This is a genomic window from Bradyrhizobium sp. ORS 111 (genome assembly GCF_045571485.1).
GTDB lineage: Bacteria > Pseudomonadota > Alphaproteobacteria > Rhizobiales > Xanthobacteraceae > Bradyrhizobium.
The window spans coordinates 3,760,554-3,783,841 of sequence record NZ_CP120701.1 but is presented as its reverse complement, the minus strand read 5'-3'; the positions used below and the strand labels follow the sequence as shown (position 1 = coordinate 3,783,841).

General features: G+C 63.6%; 22 protein-coding genes and 3 tRNA genes. 12 read left to right on the top strand and 13 right to left on the bottom strand.

Annotation, left to right across the window (positions count from 1 at the left end; all coding sequences use genetic code 11):
- Positions 1 to 117: 117 nt before the first annotated feature.
- Positions 118 to 339, top strand: a complete 222-nt coding sequence (locus P6U30_RS17635; RefSeq protein WP_407170160.1) for a YciI family protein — start codon at positions 118 to 120, stop codon at positions 337 to 339.
- 118 nt (positions 340 to 457) lie between these two features.
- Here P6U30_RS17635 and P6U30_RS17630 read toward each other — a convergent pair whose 3' ends face one another.
- Complete coding sequence (locus tag P6U30_RS17630) at positions 458 to 1,480, bottom strand: TRAP transporter substrate-binding protein (protein ID WP_407170159.1); 1,023 nt, start codon at positions 1,478 to 1,480, stop codon at positions 458 to 460.
- A 190-nt stretch (positions 1,481 to 1,670) separates the two neighbouring features.
- On the opposite strand from P6U30_RS17630, the gene P6U30_RS17625 reads away from it, so the two are divergent.
- The 5 genes from P6U30_RS17625 (at position 1,671) to P6U30_RS17605 (ending at position 5,340) form a co-directional block, all read left to right on the top strand.
- Complete coding sequence (locus tag P6U30_RS17625) at positions 1,671 to 1,874, top strand: hypothetical protein (RefSeq protein WP_407170158.1); 204 nt, start codon at positions 1,671 to 1,673, stop codon at positions 1,872 to 1,874.
- A 183-nt stretch (positions 1,875 to 2,057) separates the two neighbouring features.
- On the top strand, positions 2,058 to 2,258 hold the full coding sequence (locus tag P6U30_RS17620; RefSeq protein ID WP_407170157.1) for a hypothetical protein: 201 nt from the start codon (positions 2,058 to 2,060) through the stop codon (positions 2,256 to 2,258).
- 15 nt (positions 2,259 to 2,273) lie between these two features.
- Positions 2,274 to 2,465, top strand: a complete 192-nt coding sequence (locus tag P6U30_RS17615; protein WP_407170156.1) for a hypothetical protein — start codon at positions 2,274 to 2,276, stop codon at positions 2,463 to 2,465.
- Positions 2,466 to 2,768: 303 nt separating this feature from the next.
- The gene (locus P6U30_RS17610; protein ID WP_407170155.1) at positions 2,769 to 4,076 is read left to right on the top strand and encodes a hypothetical protein; all 1,308 of its coding nucleotides are present in this window, start codon (positions 2,769 to 2,771) and stop codon (positions 4,074 to 4,076) included.
- A 379-nt stretch (positions 4,077 to 4,455) separates the two neighbouring features.
- Positions 4,456 to 5,340: a hypothetical protein gene (locus P6U30_RS17605; RefSeq protein WP_407170154.1), complete on the top strand. Its 885-nt coding sequence runs from the start codon at positions 4,456 to 4,458 to the stop codon at positions 5,338 to 5,340.
- Positions 5,341 to 5,561: 221 nt separating this feature from the next.
- Here the strand turns inward: P6U30_RS17605 and P6U30_RS17600 are convergent.
- Positions 5,562 to 5,638: transfer RNA gene (locus P6U30_RS17600), tRNA-Asp, on the bottom strand.
- 307 nt (positions 5,639 to 5,945) lie between these two features.
- On the opposite strand from P6U30_RS17600, the gene P6U30_RS17595 reads away from it, so the two are divergent.
- Together P6U30_RS17595 and pepT are read left to right on the top strand one after the other, a co-directional pair.
- The gene (locus P6U30_RS17595; protein WP_212398826.1) at positions 5,946 to 6,245 is read left to right on the top strand and encodes an HU family DNA-binding protein; all 300 of its coding nucleotides are present in this window, start codon (positions 5,946 to 5,948) and stop codon (positions 6,243 to 6,245) included.
- A 182-nt stretch (positions 6,246 to 6,427) separates the two neighbouring features.
- Positions 6,428 to 7,684, top strand: a complete 1,257-nt coding sequence (gene pepT, locus P6U30_RS17590; RefSeq protein ID WP_407170153.1) for a peptidase T — start codon at positions 6,428 to 6,430, stop codon at positions 7,682 to 7,684.
- 44 nt (positions 7,685 to 7,728) lie between these two features.
- Here pepT and P6U30_RS17585 read toward each other — a convergent pair whose 3' ends face one another.
- From P6U30_RS17585 to P6U30_RS17565, 5 genes are all read right to left on the bottom strand, one after another.
- Positions 7,729 to 8,589 (bottom strand): class I SAM-dependent methyltransferase, encoded by an 861-nt coding sequence (locus tag P6U30_RS17585; RefSeq protein WP_407170152.1) that lies wholly within the window; start codon positions 8,587 to 8,589, stop codon positions 7,729 to 7,731.
- On the bottom strand, positions 8,589 to 8,894 hold the full coding sequence (locus P6U30_RS17580) for a YciI family protein (RefSeq protein ID WP_407170151.1): 306 nt from the start codon (positions 8,892 to 8,894) through the stop codon (positions 8,589 to 8,591). The genes P6U30_RS17585 and P6U30_RS17580 overlap by 1 nt, the downstream gene beginning before the upstream one ends.
- A gap of 23 nt (positions 8,895 to 8,917) precedes the next feature.
- On the bottom strand, positions 8,918 to 9,223 hold the full coding sequence (locus P6U30_RS17575; protein ID WP_407170150.1) for a hypothetical protein: 306 nt from the start codon (positions 9,221 to 9,223) through the stop codon (positions 8,918 to 8,920).
- A 345-nt stretch (positions 9,224 to 9,568) separates the two neighbouring features.
- Positions 9,569 to 9,645 (bottom strand) — tRNA-Val (locus tag P6U30_RS17570).
- A 54-nt stretch (positions 9,646 to 9,699) separates the two neighbouring features.
- Positions 9,700 to 10,104 (bottom strand): GFA family protein, encoded by a 405-nt coding sequence (locus P6U30_RS17565; RefSeq protein ID WP_407170149.1) that lies wholly within the window; start codon positions 10,102 to 10,104, stop codon positions 9,700 to 9,702.
- Positions 10,105 to 10,288: 184 nt separating this feature from the next.
- On the opposite strand from P6U30_RS17565, the gene P6U30_RS17560 reads away from it, so the two are divergent.
- Positions 10,289 to 10,957, top strand: a complete 669-nt coding sequence (locus P6U30_RS17560; RefSeq protein WP_407170148.1) for a GntR family transcriptional regulator — start codon at positions 10,289 to 10,291, stop codon at positions 10,955 to 10,957.
- Between the two features lies 1 nt (position 10,958).
- Positions 10,959 to 12,170: an MFS transporter gene (locus P6U30_RS17555; protein WP_407170147.1), complete on the top strand. Its 1,212-nt coding sequence runs from the start codon at positions 10,959 to 10,961 to the stop codon at positions 12,168 to 12,170.
- Positions 12,171 to 12,274: 104 nt separating this feature from the next.
- On the opposite strand, the gene lon is transcribed toward P6U30_RS17555, so the two are convergent.
- From lon to P6U30_RS17530, 5 genes are all read right to left on the bottom strand, one after another.
- A complete protein-coding gene (gene lon, locus P6U30_RS17550; RefSeq protein ID WP_407170146.1) occupies positions 12,275 to 14,701 on the bottom strand; it encodes an endopeptidase La in 2,427 nt (808 codons plus the stop codon).
- A gap of 301 nt (positions 14,702 to 15,002) precedes the next feature.
- Positions 15,003 to 16,277 carry an ATP-dependent Clp protease ATP-binding subunit ClpX gene (gene clpX / locus P6U30_RS17545; RefSeq protein WP_024506813.1) on the bottom strand — a complete coding sequence of 425 codons (1,275 nt, stop codon included), beginning with the start codon at positions 16,275 to 16,277 and terminating at the stop codon, positions 15,003 to 15,005.
- Positions 16,278 to 16,721: 444 nt separating this feature from the next.
- Positions 16,722 to 17,357: an ATP-dependent Clp protease proteolytic subunit gene (locus P6U30_RS17540; protein ID WP_407152231.1), complete on the bottom strand. Its 636-nt coding sequence runs from the start codon at positions 17,355 to 17,357 to the stop codon at positions 16,722 to 16,724.
- A 255-nt stretch (positions 17,358 to 17,612) separates the two neighbouring features.
- The gene (gene tig / locus P6U30_RS17535; RefSeq protein ID WP_407170145.1) at positions 17,613 to 18,974 is read right to left on the bottom strand and encodes a trigger factor; all 1,362 of its coding nucleotides are present in this window, start codon (positions 18,972 to 18,974) and stop codon (positions 17,613 to 17,615) included.
- A 164-nt stretch (positions 18,975 to 19,138) separates the two neighbouring features.
- A tRNA-Leu gene (locus tag P6U30_RS17530) sits at positions 19,139 to 19,223 on the bottom strand.
- Between the two features lie 25 nt (positions 19,224 to 19,248).
- Here P6U30_RS17530 and P6U30_RS17525 point away from each other — a divergent pair.
- A complete protein-coding gene (locus tag P6U30_RS17525) occupies positions 19,249 to 20,685 on the top strand; it encodes a multicopper oxidase family protein (RefSeq protein ID WP_407170144.1) in 1,437 nt (478 codons plus the stop codon).
- Positions 20,686 to 20,701: 16 nt separating this feature from the next.
- The gene (locus P6U30_RS17520) at positions 20,702 to 21,787 is read left to right on the top strand and encodes an enolase C-terminal domain-like protein (RefSeq protein WP_407170143.1); all 1,086 of its coding nucleotides are present in this window, start codon (positions 20,702 to 20,704) and stop codon (positions 21,785 to 21,787) included.
- A 23-nt stretch (positions 21,788 to 21,810) separates the two neighbouring features.
- Here the strand turns inward: P6U30_RS17520 and P6U30_RS17515 are convergent, their stop codons facing one another.
- Positions 21,811 to 23,232, bottom strand: coding sequence for an MFS transporter (locus P6U30_RS17515; RefSeq protein ID WP_407170142.1), 1,422 nt, complete (start codon positions 23,230 to 23,232; stop codon positions 21,811 to 21,813).
- Between the last annotated feature and the right edge of the window lie 56 nt (positions 23,233 to 23,288).

Sequence of the window (23,288 nt, the reverse complement as noted above, 5' to 3'; positions counted from 1 at the left end):
ACCACGCAAGCGAGCACAGGCTCCGGCGCCACGCCATCCCAGGCGGCCTTCCTACTCCGGCTGAATCCGCCAAGGGCCACTTTTCCGGGCGACATGTCCGCCGAGGAAGCCGAGTTGATGCAAAAGCACTTTGGCTACTGGGCCGAACTGCTGAAAGCGAAGACCGCCGTCGTCTATGGGCCGGTCAACGACCCGAAGGGGACCTGGGGCGTCGCCATCGTTCGCGTCGCCGACGAGGCCGCCGCATGGGCGCTCGCAGCCGACGATCCAGTGATCCAGGCCGGCGTGGGCTTCCGCTACGAGGTTTCCGCGATGCCACAGCTACTGCTTGGCACGTAGCCCGTCTCTGTCTCCACGCGACACCTGCCAGCACCACGCGACCGAAATGCCGGCAAGGTCGCTAGCAGCCTCTGAAACCATCGCCTTGCGTCCGTTCGGCCTCAATCTCCTGACGCCGTCAGGTCAGCTTGCCGGTGTATTTCTCCAGCATGGCCCAGGCCTCGGCGCCGTAGGTCTTCTGCCACTGCGTGTAGAAGCCGGCCTTCACCAGCGCGGCCCTGAACTGCACGTGATCGAGCTTGTTGAACGTCATGCCCTTGTCGGTCAGCTCGGCCTGCAACGAGCGATCCATCTCGACGAGGTCGACCCGCTCCTTCACCGCCGCCGCGTCGAAGGCGGCATTGATGATCTCGAGCAGATCGGGCGGCAGGCTCGCCATCGCGCGACGGTTGCCAAGCACCCAGTAGCCACTCCAGCAATGGTTCGACAGCGCACAGTATTTCTGCACCTCGTAGAGCTTGCCGGTCGACACCTGGGCCAGCGGGTTCTCCTGCCCTTCGACGATGTGGGTTTGCAGCGCCGAATAGAGCTCACTGTAGCTGATGCTCGACGGCAGCGCGCCGAGGCCCGAGAACAGCGAGGTCAATAGCGCGGTCACGGGCACGCGGATCTTGAAGCCCTTGAGATCGTCGACGCTGCCAAGCTGCCGGCTCGACGACGAAGTGATCTGGCGGAAGCCGTTGTCCCAGACCTTCTTCATCGGCACCACCCCGGTCTTGGAGATTGCGTCGCGCACGACGTCGCCGACACCGCCATCCATCGCCGCCCAGACCTGGTCATAGGACTGGAACGCGAAGCCTATGCTCGGCAGGCCGGACATCGGCACCAGTGTCGACAGGGTCATGCTCGGCGCGGCCAATAGCTCGATACCGCCGGCCCGGACCTGCGACAGCATTTCGGGGTCGCCGCCGAGCTGGCTGTTGGCGAACACCGTGATGTTGACCCGGCCGGACGACTGCACGCCGACCGCCTTCGCGGCTTCGGTCAGGCGGATCGTGAGCGGATGGGTTTCCGGAGTGTTGACGCCGAGCTTGAGGTCGAACTCGGTGGCGGCAAGAGCGGGTTTACCGAGCGTTGCGGCGGCGATTGCCGCGGAGCCGGCTCCCAACAGACCCCTGCGGGTCACATTCGTTGTTTTCATTATTGTTTTTCTCCCAAGCGCCTCTCAGCGCCTCCTGCAGTTTCGACCCTCCGGAAGCGCCGCGCAAGCCGCGGCGAAACCAATCCACCGGCGCGACGAAACCATTTCGGGAGCGCCACGAAACGATCCGGAAACAGATGGCGCTTACGACTATCGCCAACAGACGGCGCATAGACGCCCGGAGGCGACCATGAACCACTCGATCCATTCAGCGGACCGTTCGACCCACCTCAAGATCGTGGTTGTCGCCCTCGTGGCCGGCATCGCGGTCGCGGCTTTCGGCATCTCGGCCCGCAACAACGCAGACTTCAGCCAGACCGCGCAGACCACACAGGTGATCAAGGCAGGCAAGCCGGTCGCGATCACGTCGTCGGGGACCTCGACGGTGCGCTGACATCTTCGAGCTTTCCGCAGACAAAAACGGCCGCCTCCGGGCGGCCTTTTTGTTGCGTTGTCCTTCACCCGCCGCGCACCATTAACAGCGATCTAACGCGGACACTCGATTGCAATCCACTCTGCGATCCCGGTCTTAAAAGTTGTCGGTTAAGGTCGACCTCAATAGAGGCGTAGGCCACCAATGAATTTGCAGCAGCAGATCGCGACAACCGGTTTCAAGATCATCTGTACCGATTGCGGAAGCCTGTCGATCAAGCCGACCGACCCAGTGCACGCGTCGGACGACACGCTGATCGAATGCCGTCAATGCAGCGCAGTCCGCGGCACTGTGGCCGACCTGCATGTGCTGGCGCGGCGCGGCCGCGACCTCTTCGAGTTCTAGCTCCGGGACGAGCCGATGCAGCCGGATGCGAACGCGGCCTCGCTCAACGACGTCCCGATCGACGCGATCTGGTCCATCCTCGAGGCCGCCAACGAGTTGGGTGACACCTATACCGTCGACGCGTGCCGCCGCGTCATCGACGCCAATTTGCGCGGCGGCGCGGCTGGCCCATCCGACCTCAAGGCGGTTGCTGCGTTCTTCGCGTGAGCCCATGCGCCCTCGCCAATCTCCCCACGCTCGGCATTTGATGGTCTCGTTCGGACAGCCGAATCGTCGGATCGCCAAAGCAACGGGAACGTCCCACAGACCGAGGCGCGCCATTGGATTTGAGCCCGGCACCCCGGACAATCACGGGGACGCCAGCGAGCAAATGCTATCGCAGCGAATGAAAGCTGTGATCTTGCTGGCTCAATGCTCAGAAACACAGAAACAAAAGCTCGATCTAGCTTAACTTGCTCCGGGTGTGGTTGCTGGCTAACTCTCGCTTGTTCTGTGGGGCTGGACGAGTCGATGAAGCTGACGCGCGATGACCTCCTTGTCGGGGTCACGATCTCCGGATTTTTCCTCGTCAGCATCGTTTCGATGATGGCCTGCGGGCACGCTTTTCCGGCGATGCATGTCTGGCGGTCCGACACCATCACGGCGCAGGCCGTGCTCGGCACCGCCGTGATGCTTGTCTTTGTCCCGGCGTTCGTCGCCGCGCGGTTCTGCTTCGGCTATGTCGTAGCCTTTTTCCTGCTCTCCGCAGTGTTCGGCTTTATCTGGCTGAGCTTCTTCACCGAATTCGACTATTCCCACGCCGTTGCGCGTTGGGCCATGATCGCCGCGCTCGCCGCAGCGATGCTGCCCCTGATGTTCGTGGATGTTCAGCTCTGGCGGCCCAAATTGCCGGAAGCGGCGATCAACCGCATTGTCGTGCTTCTGGTTGCGGCGTCTTTTGCCGTGCTGGTCACCGACGTCTCCTATGGCGTCAGTCTCGGCGATCCGTATGGGCCGGCCCGCAGCGCGATCACGCGACCGGCGCTGCTGAACTATCTCGTCGGGATCATCATCGGAGCCGTTCTGCCGTATCTGTTCGCGCATTACGCGACGCGCGGACGATGGATAGCGGCGGTCGGCGCGCTGGCGTTTGCGCTTTGCTTCTATCCGGTCGTGAACAACAAGACCGTTGTTCTGTTGCCGATCTGGCTGCCGTTTCTGTTCTGGCTGTTCGGCCAGGTCAGCCCACGGCTGGCCACCGTGCTTGCGCTTGTCATCCCGATGATTGTCGGTCTTGCCGCCTTCCTGTTCCTTGCTGCGGACAAGAACCACCTTGTATTCAGCGTCGTCAACCTGCGCTTCGTCGCAATTCCCTCGTTGGCGCTCGATCACTATGCCGGCTTCTTCGCCCATCGCGAGCTGACCCATTTCTGTCAGATATCCATCCTGCGGCACCTGACAGGCTGCCCCTATGGTGAACTCGGACCGGAGCTCGCAGCCGTCTATCGGGACGGCAACTTCAACGCTTCCTTCCTCGCCACTGAAGGTATCGCGTCGGTCGGTCTGGTGCTGGCTCCGGTCTCGGCCTTCGTCTGTGGCCTGATCCTCTCGATCGGATCAGCGGTCTCGCGGCACCTGTCGCCGCGCTTCATCGCCGTTTCATCTGGCATCGCCGTTCAGGCGATCATGAACGTGCCGATGACAACCGGCATGCTGTCGAACGGAATCGCCCTGCTGTTCCTGCTCTGGTGGCTGACGCCGGAATGGCAGCCGTCGCTTGCCTGCGCCCCCGCGCCGGCCGTTCAGCCGGTCGACGTCGCCATTGCCACGGCCTCCTGAGGCTCGCCGGCTCAAGGCCTCAGCCGCTCAATCAGGCCGTTCCGATGGAGATCAAGCTGGTGAAGGAACCGAGGCGGGAGACCCACAATCAGCCTCGCGCAAAAAAGCACTGCCGAGAGGATCGATCTGCTAAGCCATTGAAAAAACTGGCGCGAGAGACGGGACTCGCGCAGCAACGTGGACCTCTGAACTCGGACGCCGCGGTATTGATCCGCAATCAAGCGTCGACGGAAAAGCAAATGCAGCCGTTGACTCCCTCTAAGTCCGTTCGTTGCCCGTCATTTTGAGACTTGCTTGGCGTGGATGTCTAACTTGGCGTGGATGTCTAAGACCAATTCCGGTAACGAAACCGAATAGACTTGCAAGGGCGGAGGCGGCGATGGCAGATCGTGAGGACGATCGCGGATCGAAACAACCGGGTCGTGCGGTGGACGGTAAACATTCCTTCTCATTGATTGGACGGCCTGAGAACCAGGGCACCATCAACGGCGTGTTACCGCACGGACCAGTACCTTTCGAAGCGGATAGCCCACTCGGGCCGACAGGACCTGCTGACTCGGGTCCTCAAATGCCGCCCGGCCCGAATGGATCAACGGGCCCGTCCGAGGCGTCCCACGTGCCATTTGGCCGAATTGGACCGACCGACCTTCCTCCGGCCGCACCCACGAACGCTAACCTAGAGGCGACCGCGCGGCTGGCAATCAGCGCCGGAGCTATCCTCCGCGAAGACGGCTCGCCGCTTTTGAGGGAAGACGGCACGCCCCTCTTAAGGGAGGGAGCGGACACCGCGCGCATCGATGGCTACGTGGGACTATCCCAGCGGACGATCATCGTTCGCTCAGTCCTGAGTAACCCAGTCCAGGCGCAGATCACTGCGGTATCGCTACTGAGCGCAATCGAGCTGAAGATCGAAGAACTGCGTGCGAGTGGATCGAATTCAGAAATTGACGCATTCCATGACCTCAAGTGCCGCGTCGAAGAATTCCTTGCTGCGAACGCAAAGCAAAACGAAGCCCCAATTGCAGATGCCACGCTTTCGATCGCTGATGGACTTCGTCGTTTCTGGACCGAAAAACACGTCAGCATCTGCAAGGAGGCCGTCGACATGACGTTGTTCGGTGCCGGGCTTGCATTTTGCGGAGTGGCGGGAGTGCTGACGGTTCCGACCGCTTTGACGGTAGGTGCGATCGTTGGGGGCAGGAATGTTGTGGAAGTTCTGAAAGCGGGAGCCAGGTTCCTGGACCGTGAGGACGGCGACAAATAAGCAACGACACTTTGCGCTTCTCCGACGCCGCGTCAGCCCTATGCTGATAGGGCTGCAATGCTCTCGCTTTAGCGGTCCGGGCAAAGAAAGGGCACGCTCGCTATCGGCACCGGCAAGCTTGAAAGGCGGCCGAAAGCGCCACGACGGCAACCCTATGACTCTTGGAACTTCAGCGAGAACGGCGCGGGTTGCGCAAATGATTGATTTTACGCCAAAATTGATGGCGCGAGAGACGGGACTCGAACCCGCGGCCTCCGCCGTGACAGGGCGGCGCTCTAACCAACTGAGCTACTCCCGCGGATGCCGATCACAGGACTGATCCGCGCAGGACCGAGGGCATAAAGGCCCGCATCCCGTTAGTCAAGGACGTTGCAACTGCATGCACAACGGAGGCGTTTTCCGCGTCGCCGGCGCGGATTGCAGCCTGTTTTCAGGCGAACCGGTGTAGTCAGCGACGGCCCGAATCAAATAAGGCCTGATACATCTTGGTTTCCTGATGCCGATCAGGCTCCGCCACATGAGAACCGACGGTTTCAGGACTTTTCCTGACGCGGACTGCGCGCCATTGGCGCGAAAGCATCATCCAGCAACGAGGAGGGCCACACATGGCGAAGAAAGCAGCGACCCCGGCGACGATCACGCTGAAGCACTTGGCGGCGGCCATCGCCGAGGATCAGGAACTGTCCAAGAAGCAGGCCGAGGCGATCCTGACCGACATGGTCACCCGGATCACCAAGCACCTCAAGAAGGGCGAGCGGATCCGCATCGTCGGGCTCGGCATCCTCCAGGTTCGCAAGCGCGCCGCCCGTATGGGCCGCAATCCCGCCACCGGCGAGCAGATCCATATCAAGGCCAGCAAGAAGGTCGCCTTCCGCGCCGCCAAGGAGCTCAAGGAAGCCGTCTAGGCGAAACATCAAAGCCTGCCCTGAGGCGCCATTCCGGATCGCGACGCGGCCTTGGAATGGCGCTTTTCTGTTATAGAGCATAGCTAGATAGAGAATTCACCTTCGAGGCGTTTGCTTCGCGCGAACCGCATCCGTTCCGCTCGACAACGCGCCCTCCCGTTCCCTTACTTTGTACGGTCTTCATGCTGGCACCGGTTCTCGACTTCAAGCACACCGTCACCGAGCGCTTCCTGCGCTATGTGGTGATCGACACCCAGTCCGATCCCGACTCGCCGACCTGCCCGTCCACCGAAAAGCAAAAGAATCTCGGCCGGCTCCTGGTCTCCGAATTGCAGGCGATGGGAATATCGGACGCCCATCTCGACGCGCACGGCTATGTCTACGCGACGATCCCGGCCAACACCGAGAAAAAGGTGCCGGTGATCTGCTTCTGCTCGCACATGGACACCTCGCCCGACTGCACAGGCAAGGACGTCAAGCCGCAGATCGTGCAGAACTACCGCGGCGGCGACATCGTGCTACCGGCCGATTCCTCTCAGATGATCCGCGCCTCCGAGCATGAGGCGCTGGCGGGCCAGATCGGCAACGACATCATCACGACTGACGGCACCACCCTGCTCGGCGCCGACAACAAGGCCGGCGTCGCCGAGATCATGGATGCCGCGCACTTCTTCGTCAGCAATCCGAAGGTCAAGCACGGCACGATCAAGATCCTGTTCACGCCCGACGAGGAGATCGGCCGCGGCGTCGACAAGGTGGATATCCAGAAGCTCGGCGCCGATTTCGGCTACACCATGGACGGCGAAAGCGCCGGCCATATCGAGGACGAGACCTTCTCCGCGGACGGCGTCAGCATCATCATCGAGGGCGTCGCCACCCACCCAGGCTTCGCCAAGGGCCGGATGGAGCACGCGATCAAGATCGCCGCTGCGATCGTCGAGCGCCTGCCGAAGGACACCTGCTCGCCCGAAACCACCGAGGGCAAGGAAGGCTTCCTGCATCCGGTCGCGATCTCGGGCGCGCTGGAGAAGGCGCGGATCGACTTCATCGTGCGCGATTTCAGCTCTGACGGGTTGAAGCAGAAGGAGGCGCTGCTGGAAGGCATCGTGAAGGACGTCATGAAGTCCTATCCGCGCTCGACCTACCGCATGGAGGTCCGGGAGCAGTATCGCAACATGAAGCAGGTGATCGACCGTCACCCCGAGGTCGTCGCCTATGCGATCGAGGCGATCAAGCGCGCCGGCCTGACGCCGGTGAAGACCTCAATCCGCGGCGGCACCGACGGCTCGCGGCTGTCGTTCATGGGGCTACCCTGCCCCAACATCTTCGCGGGCGAGCACGCCTTCCACTCGCGGCTGGAATGGGTGAGCCGGCAGGACATGGAAAAGGCCGTGCAGACCATCGTGCATCTGGCGATGATCTGGGAAGAGCGGGCATAGGTCGCGGCAAACTCTCTCCCCGCCATTGCTAGCGCACCTTGCCTCTACGACGCGCGCGCCGTCACGATCCAGATCGCACCGGGCAGCAGCACCGAATCCCCGTTCGCGAACGGCGTCAGCGCCTCGCGGATCGAGCCGACGGCGGCAGCCCGTACGTCATCCGGATGTCCCTCCAGCGCGCGGCTGGCGGGGCCGATCTCCAGCGCCGCCTGCACCGCCGCGTCGAGGCCCCGCCCGATCGCGACGTCGAATTCGAGCCGGCACGGCTCCATGGCGATTCCGGAAAACCCGGCTTCACCGAGGATCCGGTTCACCCGCGCCTCGGACGCGAACGAAAACGGACCCGGATCCTCCGGCCCAAGCTGCGGCAGCTTCGGCACGTGCTTGTAGACAGCCTGCAACGACACCATGAAGAACGGATTCTCCCGTGGCTCCTTCCAGCATGCAAAGGCGAGCCGGCCCGTTGGCTTCAGCGCCTTGCGCAGATTGGCAAACGACACCGCGGGCTCGGCAAAGAACATCACGCCGAAACGCGACGCGAGCAGGTCGAAGCTTGCGGGATCGAACGGATAGACCGTGGCATCGGCGAGTGCGTAGTCGACCGGCATCTCCTTCGGCGTGCTCTGCCGCGCCCGCTCCAGCATCGGCCCCGAGACATCGACGCCGAACACATGGCCTGACGGCCCGACCTTCGTCGCGAGCGCATTCGTGGATGCGCCGCTGCCGCAGCCGACATCGAGCACGCGCTCGCCGGCAGTCGGCTTTGCACGATCGATCAGCACATCGAGCACTGGCTTGAGCACGATGTCCTGTGCGGCCTGCCGCGCGGCCCAGCGCTGGCCGCCCGGCCCGTTCCAATAGGCGATCTGATTAGCGTTTCGCTCGTGACCTTGCGCGGCGTCCATCAGCAGGTCTCTCTTGTTGCGGCTCGCAGCATCGGCATCACCTGATAGGTGAAGCCGGCATTGGCCTTGGTGGCTGGATCGTTGGCGATGATTTCATGCGGATCGGCATCGTCAGGCAGTTGCAGCACGCCCAATCCCCAGACGCCGGCGGGATCAGCCACCGGCCCGAAGATCAGCGCCTTGCCGGCGCGCAACAACTCGCCGCAATAGGCGACGTGCGCCTGCATGATCTCGGCCTCCCGTGGCGTCATGTCCTGCGGAAAGGTCGGGCGCGGACCGGTCAATTTGCAAACGTAGTGCTTCATCGACCTGGCCCCGTTCTTGCGGATCAGTTGGCGGCCGCGCTCGCCGGTTTGGCCTGCTTCGGCGCGGCCGCTTTCGCAGCCGGCTTGGCATGTGTCTTGGCCGCAGCCGGTGGCGCATTGTCGCTTCGGGCGATACCCCAAGGATCAGTCGGCTTCTGGTCCGGCACACTGTTGATGGCGCGCTGATAGGCGCGCTGCGCCCGCTGCTCGTTGGCGAGGTCCGCCGGCGACTTCTCGATCTCTTCCCGATATCGCTGAACGTGGTCCTGCGCCAATGCAGGTCCGGCGATGAAGGCGGTCACGAGAATGGCGGCGGCGAAAATGCGCATGGATCGAGTTCCCGGTTGTGCAGCGAACCGAAACATATCATCGCGGAAATGTCGGCGGCAATTTGCTCGGCGAAATTGGACGATGGTCGGAGGATGAGCCAGTCCGCCTGCGCTCTTCGAGCTTCGGCGTAACAGCCTTCGCCCTGCGGAGTTTCTGCTGATGACGCCACCGCGAAGGCTGGCTTGCCCAGCCGTAGCCCGTGAGGCAAATACCGGTCAGACAAGGTCCGGTCCGCCTACGCTCTTCGAGCTTCGGCGCGACAGCCTTCGCCCTGCGGCGCCGGGCGCCTGGCAACTTCTGGCGCGAAGGCTGGCTTGCCCAGCCGCAGCCCGCAGGGCGAAGGCTGGTAGGCGGCGAGAGATTCGAACTCCCGACCCTCTCGGTGTAAACGAGATGCTCTAACCAGCTGAGCTAGCCGCCCTTACCTGGGCGCTTCTTTAGCCTCGCCGGGCCCCGCGGTGCAAGGTCGATGGCTCTAATCCGTCGGGCGTCCCGGCAGTCCCCCAAGATCGTTGATCCATGGCGCCGCTGAGCGGCACCAGATCTGGCGTTTCGGCGTCAGTTGGTCGCGTTGGCGGATGCTGCCCCAGCGGATGCCCCAATCGTCGGGCCCGCCGGCCTCGCCGCTGGTGAACAAGGGGGAACCGCAATCCTCGCAAAAGTGCTGGAAGCGGATTTGGCCATTGTCGCCCCGCTTGCCGTACACCTTCGGCGTCCGCCCGGTCAGCCGCACCTGCTCGGCGGCGCAGATCACAGTGACGCGGTAAGGCGATCCGGTGAGGGTCTGACAATCCGTACAGTGGCAGATTGACACCCGGGCCGGATCGATCTCGGCCTGATAGGTCACCGCGCCGCAGTGGCATCGTCCGTCGATCTGCATGTCTGCCTCCTTCTGCCACCGTAACGAAGATAGGGCGCCCATCGTTACCTCTCCATCACGACAGTCCCGGGCGCGCCTTGGCATGCAAATTGGTATCCCAATCATGGCTTGTTTGGGATACCAGATCGGGATATTCAGCCTGCTCGAAATCGGCCATCCACTCCTTCTTCCCTGGACCACCGTCATGTCGCAGATGCTTCAGATCCACGATCAACTCCGCGAGATGATCCTTTCGCTCGACCTCGGCCCTGGCGAGCGCCTGACCGAACGGTGGCTCGAGAGCCGTTTCGAGGGGTCGCGCACGCCGATCCGGGCGGCGCTGGTGCGGCTCGAGGGCGAAGACCTGGTGCGGCGCGACGGCCGCAACTGGATTGTCGCGCCGATCGATCTCGGCGAACTGGAAGCCCTCGCCGAATTCCGTACGCCGCTGGAGACGACCGCGGTCCGCCTCGCCTGCGCGCGGGCCAGCGAGGCCGATATCGCAGGGATCGAGGGCATGCTCGATGCTTGCCAGTCGGGTGCGCCCCGCGAGGAGTGGCACCGCGTCGGCACTGATTTCCACGTCGAGATCGCGCGCCTGTCGGGCAATCCCTTCATCGTCAAGGCGATCGCGGGCGCCATGACCCGACTGTCGCGGGCACGCTGGCTGGAAGTCTGGACCGAGCCCTCGCGTGAGCAGGCCTGGCGCGAACATCGCCGCATTCTCGGCTTCATCAAGAACAACGAGCCGGATGCCGCCGCGCGCGAGGCGGCCGACCACATCAGCGACACCCGCGACCGGCTGCTTCGCTCGCTGAACGAGGATCGCCGCGGCCTGCGGGCGCGCGGCTTTGCCGTGATCGGGCTGCGCTGAGATGGACGCGGAAATCGATCGCGAGGCAATCCTCGACGCTGGTCCCTGGAAGCGCAACCTGATCGTTTGCGTGTTCGGCTCCTTCACCACGATCGTGGCGATGACGCTGCTGCTGCCGTTCCTGCCGCTCTATGTCGAGCAGCTTGGCGTGACCGATCACGCCGCGATCGTGCAGTGGTCCGGCGTCGCCTATGGTGCAACCTTCTTCAGCGCCGCGTTGACCGCGCCGCTGTGGGGACGGCTCGCCGACCGCTACGGCCGCAAGCTGATGCTGATCCGCGCCAGCCTCGGCATGGCGATTGCCATGTCGCTGATCGGCATGGCCCACAACGTCTATGAACTGGTCGGGCTGCGGCTTCTGACCGGCCTGCTCGGCGGCTACGCCTCGGGCTCGACCGTGCTGGTCGCGGCGCAAACGCCGAAGTCACGCTCCGGCTGGGCGATCGGCGTATTGTCCGCCGGCATCATGGCCGGCAGCCTGGTCGGCCCGCTGGTCGGCGGCATCCTGCCGCCTTTGATCGGCATCCGCGCGACCTTCTTCATTGCAGGCGGCGTCATCTTCTTCACCTTCCTCGGCACCACCTTCCTGATCCGCGAAGGTGTTCGACCGCCGGCGGCGCGCGGCAGCAAATCGCGCGGCGGCTGGGCGCTCGTTCCGGACAAGCGCCCGGTCGTTGCGATGTGGGTGACGGGCCTGCTGTTGATGGTCGCCAACATGTCGATCGAGCCGATCATCACGGTCTATGTCGCCCAACTCGTCGAAGCGCCGCAGGTGACGTTCGTCGCGGGCCTCGTGATGTCGGCCGCCGCGTTCGGCAGCCTTTTGTCTTCGTCTCACCTCGGCAAGCTCGCCGATCGCGTCGGCCACTGGCGCATCATCATCGTCTGCCTCGCGGTGTCGGCAGTGCTGCTGGTCCCGCAAGCCTTCGTGATCAGCGGCTGGCAACTGATCCTGCTGCGCTTGCTGATGGGACTGGCGCTCGGCGGCCTGTCGCCGTGCATCGCGAGCGTCATCCGGCACAACGTGCCTGAAGCCGTCACCGGCAGCATGCTCGGCTATTCGGTGTCCGCGCAATATGCGGGCCAGGTGATCGGTCCCCTCGCCGGCGGCTTCATCGGCGGACATATCGGCATGCGCGCGGTGTTCCTGGGAACGAGCGTGCTGATGGCGTGTGGGGCGATCGGCAACTTCATCGTCGAGAAGCGAAAGTAGTCCGGCGCCCGTCGCGATCGACGGAGGGAGACGCTGGACGAAGGCACCGTCAAAACAAAAACGGCGCCCGACGGCGCCGTTTGATTGCTTCTGTCGGAGCTCGCTCAGTGCGCCGTCAGGCCGCCGGCCGCCTCATCGGAAGCGTCGGGCTTGACGTCGACCTTGGTCTCCTCTTCCCACACGATCGGCGCTGGCACGCGGACCAGCGCCTTGGCGACGACTTCATCCAGCCGCGAGACCGGGATGATGTCCATGCCGCCCTTGATCGCATCGGAGATCTCCGTGAGATCCTTGGCGTTGTCCTCCGGGATCAGCACCGTCTTGATGCCGCCACGCGCGGCGGCCAGCAGCTTCTCCTTCAGACCGCCGATCGGCAGCACGCGGCCGCGCAGCGTGATCTCGCCGGTCATCGCGACATCGTGGCGGACCGGAATGCCGGTCATGACCGAGATGATCGCGGTGGCCATCGCGACGCCAGCGGACGGACCGTCCTTCGGCGTCGCGCCCTCCGGCACGTGAACGTGGATGTCGCGCCGGTCGAACATCGGCGGCTCGATGCCGTAGGTGATCGCACGCGAGCGGACGTAGGACGCCGCCGCCGAGATCGATTCCTTCATCACATCGCGCAGGTTGCCCGTGACTGTCATCTTGCCCTTGCCGGGCATCATGACGCCTTCAATGGTCAACAGCTCGCCGCCGACATCGGTCCAGGCAAGGCCCGTGACGATACCGACTTGATCCTCGTTCTCGATCTCGCCGAAGCGGTACTTCGGAACGCCGAGGAACTCTTCGATGTTCGCCTCGGTGACCTTGACCGACTTCTTCTTGGAGATCATCAGCTCCTTCACCGCCTTGCGGGCCAGTGTGGAGAGCTCACGCTCCAGGTTGCGCACGCCCGCTTCGCGGGTGTAGCGGCGGATCATCAAGAGCAAGGCCGCGTCGTCGATCGACCACTCCTTGGAGTCCAGACCGTGCTTGGAGAGCGCGCTCGGGATCAGGTGCTTGCGCGCGATCTCGACCTTCTCGTTCTCGGTGTAGCCGGCGATCCGGATGATCTCCATGCGGTCCATCAGCGGGCCCGGAATATTCAGCGTATTCGCGGTCGTGATGAACATCACGTTGGACAGGTCGTAGTCGACCTCCAGGTAGTGGTCGTTGAAGGTCGAGTTCTGCTCGGGGTCGAGGACCTCGAGCAGCGCCGACGACGGATCGCCGCGGAAATCGGCGCCCATCTTGTCGATCTCGTCCAACAGGAACAACGGGTTCGAGCTCTTCGCCTTCCGCATCGACTGGATGATCTTGCCGGGCATCGAGCCGATATAGGTGCGGCGGTGACCGCGGATCTCGGCCTCGTCACGCACGCCGCCGAGCGAGACGCGCACGAACTCGCGCCCCGTCGCCTTTGCGATCGACTTGCCGAGCGAGGTCTTGCCGACGCCGGGAGGACCGACCAGGCACAGGATCGGTCCGGTCAGCTTGTTGGCGCGCGACTGCACCGCGAGATACTCGACGATGCGGTCCTTGACCTTCTCGAGCCCGTAGTGATCGGAGTCCAGCACCGCCTGCGCGGCCTCGAGATCCTTCTTGACCTTGGACTTCTTGCCCCACGGGATCGACAGCAGCCAATCCAGATAGTTGCGCACGACGGTCGCTTCCGCGGACATCGGCGACATCTGGCGCAGCTTCTTCAGCTCGTGCTGTGCCTTCTCGCGTGCTTCCTTGGAGAGCTTGGTCTTGGAGATCTTCTCCTCCAGATCGGCCAGTTCGTCGCGACCTTCGTCGTCGCCGAGCTCCTTCTGGATCGCCTTCATCTGCTCGTTCAGGTAATACTCGCGCTGGGTCTTCTCCATCTGGCGCTTGACGCGCGAGCGGATGCGCTTCTCGACCTGCAGCACCGAGATCTCGCTCTCCATCAGGCCCAGCACCTTCTCCAGGCGCTGCGTGACGGACAAGGTCTCCAGGATCGCCTGCCGATCGGCGATCTTCACCGCGAGATGCGAGGCAACGGTATCGCCGAGCTTGGCGAAATCGGTGATCGCCTGAACCACGCCGACCACCTCGGCGGAGATCTTCTTGTTCAGCTTCACATAGCTTTCGAAGTCGGACACCACCGAACGCGCCAGCGCTTCGGCCTCGACCGAGTTGGCGTCGGTGTCGGCCAGCGCGACCGCGGCCGCTTCGTAATACTCGCTCCGATCGGTATATTTCTCGACGCGCGCGCGCTCGAGCCCCTCGACCAGCACCTTCACGGTGCCATCGGGCAGCTTCAAGAGTTGCAGGACGCTGGCGAGCGTACCGGTCTCGTAAATTGCATCGGGTGCCGGATCGTCATCGGACGCGTTCTTCTGCGTCGCGAGCATGATCAGCGCGTCGTTCTTCATCACCTCTTCGAGCGCGCGGATCGATTTCTCGCGGCCGACGAAGAGCGGCACAATCATGTGCGGGAAGACGACGATGTCGCGGAGCGGCAGCACCGGATAGGAGTGGCTTTCGCCGTGAACGATCGTTGGCCGGGGTTTGGAAGTCGTCATGGCCTAATCCTTTTGTTTTGCCCCCTTGCACGCAGCCCGCCTGCTCGCGCAACCGCCACAAGGTGCCTTGGTGATTCGGAACAGATGACCTTCAGCAGCCGCCTCCTCCGTCTCGTGAAGCGACGAATCTCGACGTATCGAGCGTCGTCACCGATAGCATTAGGTGGCTATCGGGCACAGGGGTGTCAAGTACGAGAAACGCCGGAAAATTCAGGCTAAACAGACATTTGCGGCTATACCAAAACGGCTGCCGGATCGACCGGCAGCCGCGCAATTTTTGGTCAGATCGGCGTTGCGCGGTTTAGGCGCTCGCGCTGCTCTCGACCGCGCGGTCGGAGCGATCCGCGTAGATGTAGAGCGGACGGGCCGTTCCCTCGACCACTTCGCGCGAGATCACGACTTCCTCGACACCTTCCAGGCCCGGGAGGTCGAACATGGTCTCGAGCAGGATGCTCTCCAGGATCGACCGCAGACCGCGCGCGCCGGTCTTGCGCTCGATCGCCTTGCGGGCGACCGCGCCAAGCGCCTCGTCGGCGAAGGTCAGCTCGATGTTCTCCATTTCGAACAGCCGCTGGTACTGTTTCACCAGCGCGTTCTTCGGATCGGTCAGGATCTTCTTCAGCGAGGTCTCGTCGAGGTCTTCGAGCGTTGCGACGACCGGCAGACGCCCGACGAATTCCGGGATCAGGCCGTACTTCAGCAGATCCTCGGGCTCGACGTGGCGGAATATCTCGCCAGTACGGCGATCCTCCGGCGCCAGCACCTGCGCCGCGAAACCGATCGAGGTCGAGCGGCCGCGCGCCGAGATGATCTTCTCCAGTCCCGAGAACGCGCCGCCGCAGATGAACAGGATATTGGTGGTATCCACCTGCAGGAACTCCTGCTGCGGATGCTTGCGGCCGCCCTGCGGCGGAACCGACGCCACCGTGCCTTCCATGATCTTCAGCAGCGCCTGCTGGACGCCCTCGCCCGACACATCGCGGGTGATCGAAGGATTGTCCGACTTGCGGCTGATCTTGTCGATCTCGTCGATATAGACGATGCCGCGCTGTGCGCGCTCGACATTGTAGTCGGCCGCCTGCAGCAGCTTCAGGATGATGTTCTCGACATCCTCGCCGACGTAACCGGCCTCGGTCAGCGTCGTGGCATCGGCCATGGTAAAGGGAACGTCGAGGATGCGCGCCAGGGTCTGGGCGAGCAGCGTCTTGCCCGAACCGGTCGGACCGATCAGCAGGATGTTCGACTTCGCCAGCTCGACGTCGTTGTGCTTGGTCTGGTGATTCAGCCGCTTGTAGTGGTTGTGGACGGCGACCGACAGCACCTTCTTGGCGTGGCTCTGGCCGATCACGTAGTCGTCCAGCACCTTGCAGATTTCCTTCGGCGTCGGGATGCCGTCACGCGACTTCACCAGCGAGGACTTGTTCTCCTCGCGGATGATGTCCATGCAGAGTTCAACGCATTCGTCGCAGATGAAGACGGTCGGTCCCGCGATCAGCTTGCGGACTTCGTGCTGGCTCTTGCCGCAGAACGAGCAATATAGCGTGTTCTTGGAGTCGCTCGTGCCGACCTTACTCATTCATTATCTCCGTCCGCCGTTCGATCTCGTTTGCCAGATCGACCCAATCCGGCACAAAACCGGAGCTTGAAGGGTAGATAGAGCAAATTCCGTACCAAAAAAGACCCTACGCAGTCTTGACCGTGCGAATCACGGTGCTTTCGAATCTCCCGCGATCATAGCCGATACGTCACAGCCAACCATGCTGGCACCCGACTATCAAGAATTCGCTAATCGGGCGGCCAGCTCAAGACCGTGACAATACCGTGATTTCCAGGCTTCGCACGTGGAATAGCCACCGAAATCCACGGAACGTTGCGGGATTACCACTTCAGCACATGAGCACGAAAGCGGAACCTTTGCCCGTGCACCCGCGCTTGCAGGCATGGTCCGCAGTGCTATTTGCCGCTTATGTGAGGCGTCAATGTGGAAATCACACCGACGCCAAGGGATGCCTGCCCTGACTTAGGCGGCCTTCGCGGTGGCCGGGTCGTCCGGCCGCTTGTCGATCACCTTGTCGACGAGGCCAAATGCCTTCGCATCCTCGGCCGTGAGGAACTTGTCGCGCTCGAGCGCCTCCTCGATCGCCTTGTAGGTCTGGCCGGTATGCTTCACATAAATTTCGTTGAGGCGCTTCTTGAGATTCAGGATCTCCTGCGCGTGCAGCATGATGTCGGTAGCCTGGCCCTGGAAGCCGCCCGAGGGCTGGTGGACCATGATGCGCGAATTCGGCAGCGTGAAGCGCATGTCTTTCTCGCCGGCCGCCAGCAGCAGCGAGCCCATCGAGGCCGCCTGTCCCGTGCACAACGTCGACACCGGCGGGCGGATGAACTGCATCGTGTCGTAGATCGCAAGGCCCGACGTCACCACCCCGCCCGGCGAGTTGATGTACATCGAGATTTCCTTCTTCGGGTTCTCGGCCTCGAGGAACAGGAGCTGCGCCACGATCAACGTCGACATACCGTCTTCGACCGGACCGGTGACGAAGATGATGCGCTCCTTCAAGAGCCGCGAGAAAATGTCGTAGGCGCGCTCACCGCGATTGGTCTGCTCGACGACCATCGGCACAAGGTTCATGTAGGTTTCAACGGGATCGCGCATGGAAAACCCAGGGGTTAGGGGTGATGCAGAAACGTAGCTTAAACCTGTTGGGTCAAGCTTAACCCAGATATAGGCCAATTTCCGGCCGACAAGACCGGCACTAGCCACTCGGGCAGGTCAAGTTCAAGCCGATTCGACCGGCCGCGCCTAGCGACGGACACCCGTCGCCAACGCGCTTTCGCCATTCATCATTAACGCGAGGTGCCGGAATTCGAGCGTGATCCGAAAAGATCATGCTCGAATTCGAAACAGAGTCTAAGCGGCGGTCTTCTCGGCGTCGTCATCCTTGAACAGCTCTTCCTTGGTGACCTTCTTCTCGGTCACGTTGGCGAGCTCCAGAATGAAGTCGACGACCTTGTCCTCGTAGATCGGGGCACGGAGCTGGGCCAGCGCCTGGGCGTTGCTGCGGTAGTAGTCCCAGACCTCCTTCTCGCGGCCCGGCACCTGGCGTGCGCGCTCGATCACGGCACGCGAGACCTCGTCGTCGGTGACGGTGATCTTGTTCTTCTCGCCGATCTCCGACAGCACGAGGCCAAGGCGGACGCGGCGGTCGGCAATTTTGTGGTACTCCTCCTTAGCCGCCTCCTCGGTGGTGTTCTCGTCGGCGAAGGTCTTGCCGGACGAGTCCATCTCGGCCTTGATCGAGTTCCACATCAGGTTGAACTCTTCCTCGACCAGCGACGGCGGCGCCTCGAACTTGTGGCTCTCGTCGAGGCGGTCGAGCAGCGCGCGCTTGACGCGCTGGCGGGTGGCGCCGGCGAACTCGCCCTTCAGGCGCTCGCGCATCAGCTCCTTCAGCTTGTCCAGCGACTCCAGGCCGAGCGTCTTGGCGAAGTCGTCGTCGATCTTGGTCTCGCCGGGCGCCTCGATCAGGGTCGCGGTGGTCTCGAACTCGGCCGGCTGGCCGGCGAGCTTGTCGTTCAGATAATTCCTCGGGAACGAGACCTTCAGCGTCCGGGTCTCGTTGGCGCCGATGCCGATCAACTGGTCCTCGAAGCCCGGGATGAACTGGCTGGCGCCGATCACGACCTGGATGCCTTCACCAGTGCCGCCCTCGAAGGCCTCGCCGTTGATGGTGCCCTTGAAGTTGATGGTGACGCGATCGCCCTTCTCGGCCTTCGCACCCTCGGCCTTAGCGCTGTAGGGGCGGCTGCCTTCGGCGATCCGATTGATGGCGTCGTCGACGTCGGCGTCGGCGACATCGACCACCGGCTTCTCGACCGAGAAGGTCTTGAAGTCGGCGAGCTGAATCGGCGGCACGACCTCAATCGCCACGGTGTAGGTCAGGTCGGTCTTGCCCGCGAGCAGATCGTCGACCGCGGCCTTCTCGGTCGGCATCGTGATCTTCGGTTCGCCCGCAAGGCGGAAGCCGCGATCTTCAAAGATCTTCCGGTTGGTGTCGCTGATGGTCTGGTCGATGGTCTCGGCCATCACCGAGCGGCCATAGATCTTCTTCAGATGGGCGACCGGCACCTTGCCGGGACGGAAGCCGTTGAGACGGACCTTGTCCTTGAGGTCGACCAGCTTGGCGTCCGCCTTGGCATCGAGATCGGATGCGGGAACGTTGATCTTGAATTCGTGCTTCAGTCCCTCGTTGAGGGTCTCGGTGACCTGCATGGTATCAATCTTCTTCCGCTTTCGGCCACGAACCTCGCGGGCCGTGGCAGTGTTCAATCAAGTCGACGCGGCCTCGCAGCCTGACGCCGGTGGTTCGGTGAACCCGCGGCCTCGATAAGGCTCAAGGTTCTCCAAGGAATCGTCATGCAAACGCTGTAAGCGCTTGGTGCGGGCGGAGGGACTCGAACCCCCACAACTTTCGTCACTGGAACCTAAATCCAGCGCGTCTACCAGTTCCGCCACGCCCGCGTGAAAAGCATCCCATCCGACCGCGATGCCGCGGGCGGCCGGGCTTATAGCATGTGCCCGCCGGTTCGCAGCAAAAAAATCGGCGCTTTTGCATAGCCGCCTGCGACCCTTCGCGGGTGGACAGACTGAGTTGAAAATGGTCCGCATCGGCCGAATGGCAAGCCCCGATCTCCCCCTCACCCGCCGTCGCCTCATGACCGTCTTCGGCGCCGCGGCGCTTGGGCCAGCCCTGCCGGCCGTCGGCGCGGCGCAAGGCCGCACGGCCGTCGCGCTACAGGCCAGGCCCGACCGCATCTCGCTTCGTCCCGGAGCACCGCAAACGCCGGTCTGGTCGTTCGGCAACGGGGACCTTCGCTTCAAGCGCGGCGAGGTGCTCGATGTCGCCTTCAGCAACGAGCTGCCGGTGGCAGCCGTGCTCGACTGCCGCGGGCTCGACGGCGTGCCGGCTGCCGAGCCGCTGACCTCCCGGGCGCCGGTCCCGCCGGCTGCCAAGGATACCTTCCAGCTTCCGCTGCGGCACGCCGGAACCTTCCTCTGCGGCGCGAGCCTGCTCGGCGACGGCGCCGCCGCGCCGACGCGGCCGCGCGCGCTGATCGTCGACAGCAGCTCACCGGTTGCGGTGGATCGCGACCACGTCCTGCTGATCGAGGAGTGGCGGCTGCGTCAGGATGGGACGGCGATCGCGCCCGGAACGGACCCGCAAGATACGACGATAATTCATACAATTAACGGGCAAACCTCACTCAATATCTCGGCTCCTTCGAACGCTCGCCTCAGACTTCGGTTCATCAACGGAAGCCCACGCAGCGTGCTGGCCGTCAAGCTGGAGAACCTCGAGGTTCGGGTGATGGGGATCGACGGCCAGCCGGCCGAGCCGTTCCCAGCCCGCAACAGCGCCCTGATGCTGGCGCCGGGGAATCGGACTGACGTCTTTATCGACGTCGCGGGGCCCGCAGGAACGAGCTTCCCCATCCTGCTCCACGACGGCCAGCAGGCCCGGCCGGTCGGCAAGCTGGTCATCTCGGCGGAGCCGCCGATCCGCTCCGCGCCGTTTCCGCCTGCCCCACCGCTTCCAGGCAACGACCTGCCCGCCCAGATCGATCTCAAGAACGCCCAGCGGGTCAGCCTCGAACTCGGTACTCCGGCCGATTGGGTCCGGCCGGTCGATTTCAAGCCATCCGCCGCGCCGGCCTTTCAGGCGAAGACCGGCCGGCCGGTCGTGCTGGCGCTGACCAACCACGCCACGATCACCACCGTCCTCCATTTGCACGGCCATCATGTCCGGCTGCTGGATCGGCTCGACGACGGCTGGAAGCCGTTCTGGCTCGATACGCTCGCGATCGAGCCCGGCCAGACCCAGCGCATCGCCTTCCTTGCCGAATACCCGGGACGGTATCTGATCGAGGCCACTGCGGCCGATTGGGCCGCGCCACGGCTGCTCCGATGGTACAGTGTCCAATAAAAATGGGGAAACGACCATGAGTCAGACAGTTGCCGCGATTCGCGGAGTCCGGGCGCGAAGCGTCGTAGCGCCGCTCAAGCGCCCAGTGAAGAACGCCTTCGGCGTGATTGATTCCGGCCCATTGGTCCTGATCGATGTCGAAACCGACCAGGGTGTTACCGGCCGCAGTTACATCTTCGCCTATACCAAGCTCACGCTTAAGCCTCTGTGCTACCTGATCGAGGAGATCGGCCGCGATCTCATCGGCAGACCGGTCGCCCCCTTTGAGCTGATGAAGGCGATGGACGCCAAGTTTCGCCTGCTCGGCTGGCAGGGCCTGGTCGGCATGGCGGTGTCGGGCCTCGACATGGCCTATTGGGACGTGCTCGGCCAGTTGGCCGGCCGGCCGCTTGCCGAGTTGCTCGGCGGTCGCGCGAAGCCGATCAAGGCCTATGACAGCTACGGCGCGGTCGATCCGGTGGCCGACGAGCGCGCGCTGCGCCGCTCGCTCGACCAGGGCTTCAAGGGCATCAAGATCAAGGGCGGCGACGGAGATGCCGCCAACGACGAACGCGTGGTCAAGGGCGTGCGCGCCCTGCTCGGCCCCGACATCGCGCTGATGATCGACTTCAACCAGTCGCTCGATCCAGCGGAAGCGACGCGCCGCATCGCGCGCCTTGCCCCCTACGATCTGCACTGGATCGAGGAGCCGGTGCCGCAGGAAAACCTGTCCGGCCATGCCAAGGTTCGCGAGACCTCGCCGACACCGATCCAGGCCGGCGAGAACTGGTGGTTTCCGCGCGGCTTTGCCGAGGCGATCGCGGCCGGCGCGTCCGACTTCATCATGCCCGACGTGATGAAGGTCGGGGGCGTCACCGGCTGGCTGCAGGTCGCGGGCCAGGCTGACGCCGCCTCGATCCCGATGTCGAGCCACCTGTTCGCGGAGGTCAGCGCGCATCTGCTCGCGGTGACGCCGACCGCGCATTGGCTGGAATTCCTTGACTTCGCCGGCACGATCCTGGCGAGGCCCGCCGAGATCGTCGATGGCACTGTCACGGGCCGCGGTCCGGGCCTCGGCATCGAATGGAACGAGCCGGCGGTGGTGAAGTATCTGGCGAGCTAGCGTCCCGACCCCTCACGCCGCGTCTACTCCCCGCCGGCCGAGATACCCCCAGCACTCGGTTGCAGGTTACCGCGCGGCTGCGCGCGTGACGCCCCGCTGTCCATCGCTTCGGGCCGCAGCTCTTCCAGCGGGCGCTTGCGCGTCTCGATGCCGAGGACGGCGACTGCGATGGCCTGCAGCACGAGAAGCCCGGCCACCACCGACACGACGCCGGTGACGCCGAACCGGGTGAACAACTCGACCACGATGAAGGGCGTCACGATCGACATCAGGCGCCCGGCCGTGTTGCAGATGCCAGAGCCGCGCATTCTGAGTTCGGTCGGAAACAGCTCGGGGATGTAGAGCCCCCAGGCCAGCGCCAGCATCACCGCGACCGTGAACACCAGCAGGAAGCCGATCACGACGAAAGCGGTCGGATTGATGAAGACCGGATAGATCAGCCCGAGCCCCGCCGCGATGAGCGACAGCACGATCAACGACGGCTTGCGATCGATCTTCTCGCCGATCCACATGCCGGCCAGCGTCCCGAACGGACTGCCGAGCGTCATCAGCATCGTATAGCCAAGCGACGACGACAGGTTGATGCCCTGCTTGACGAAGAAGGTCGGTATCCAGGCAATGAAGCCGTAGACCGCGGTGTTGAGCCCGATCAGGATCAGGCAGCCCACGATGGTTCGCGCGAGCAGCGCGCGCGAGAACAGCCGCGTGAACCGGACGTCCGGCTGCACCGGGGCCGGCTGGTAGGCCGGCGTCGGCAACGGCTTGCCCTTGCCGACCTCTTGCTCGATCGACGCCAGCACCGCTTCGGCGTCCGTGCTGCGGCCCTGGGTCTCCAGCCAGCGCGGCGATTCCGGCAGCGAGCGCCGCAGGAACCAGACGATCATCGCACCGATGCCGCACAGCGCAAACATCCAGCGCCAGCCGAGATGGGGAATGACGGCCCAGCCCACCAGGGTTGCGACGAACAGCGCGCCGTTGGTGCAGGTCGCGAGCGCCGCGCCCCAGCGGCCACGCTGCTGCGGCGGGATGAATTCGCTGAGCACGACGTAGCCGACCACGATCTCGGCGCCGAGACCGAGGCCCATCACGAAGCGGGCCGCGATCAGCCAGTTCATCGACGGTGCAAGCGTCGCCGCCAGCGCACTCAGGCCGAAGATCAGGAGATTGGCTTGGTAGGCGAACTTGCGGCCGAAGCGGTCGCCGGCGACACCCGCCAGCCACGCGCCGATCAGCATTCCAACGAAGGTCGCGGAGATGAAGCGCGCATTGTGCTCGAGGTCCGACCAGCCGGACTGAACCAATGCTCCCAAAATGCTGCCGGCCAGGAAGATCTCGAAGCCGTCGACAAACAGTCCGGCTCCGATCAGCGCGAAGATCCGGTAGTGGAATCCAGCGATCGGCAACCGGTCGAGCCGGCCCCCCGCGTTGACGCCCGTCGTGGTCACTTTAAGCCTCCCTTGTTTTGTTTTGATCGTTGTTGGCGCCGCCGATATCTCGGCTG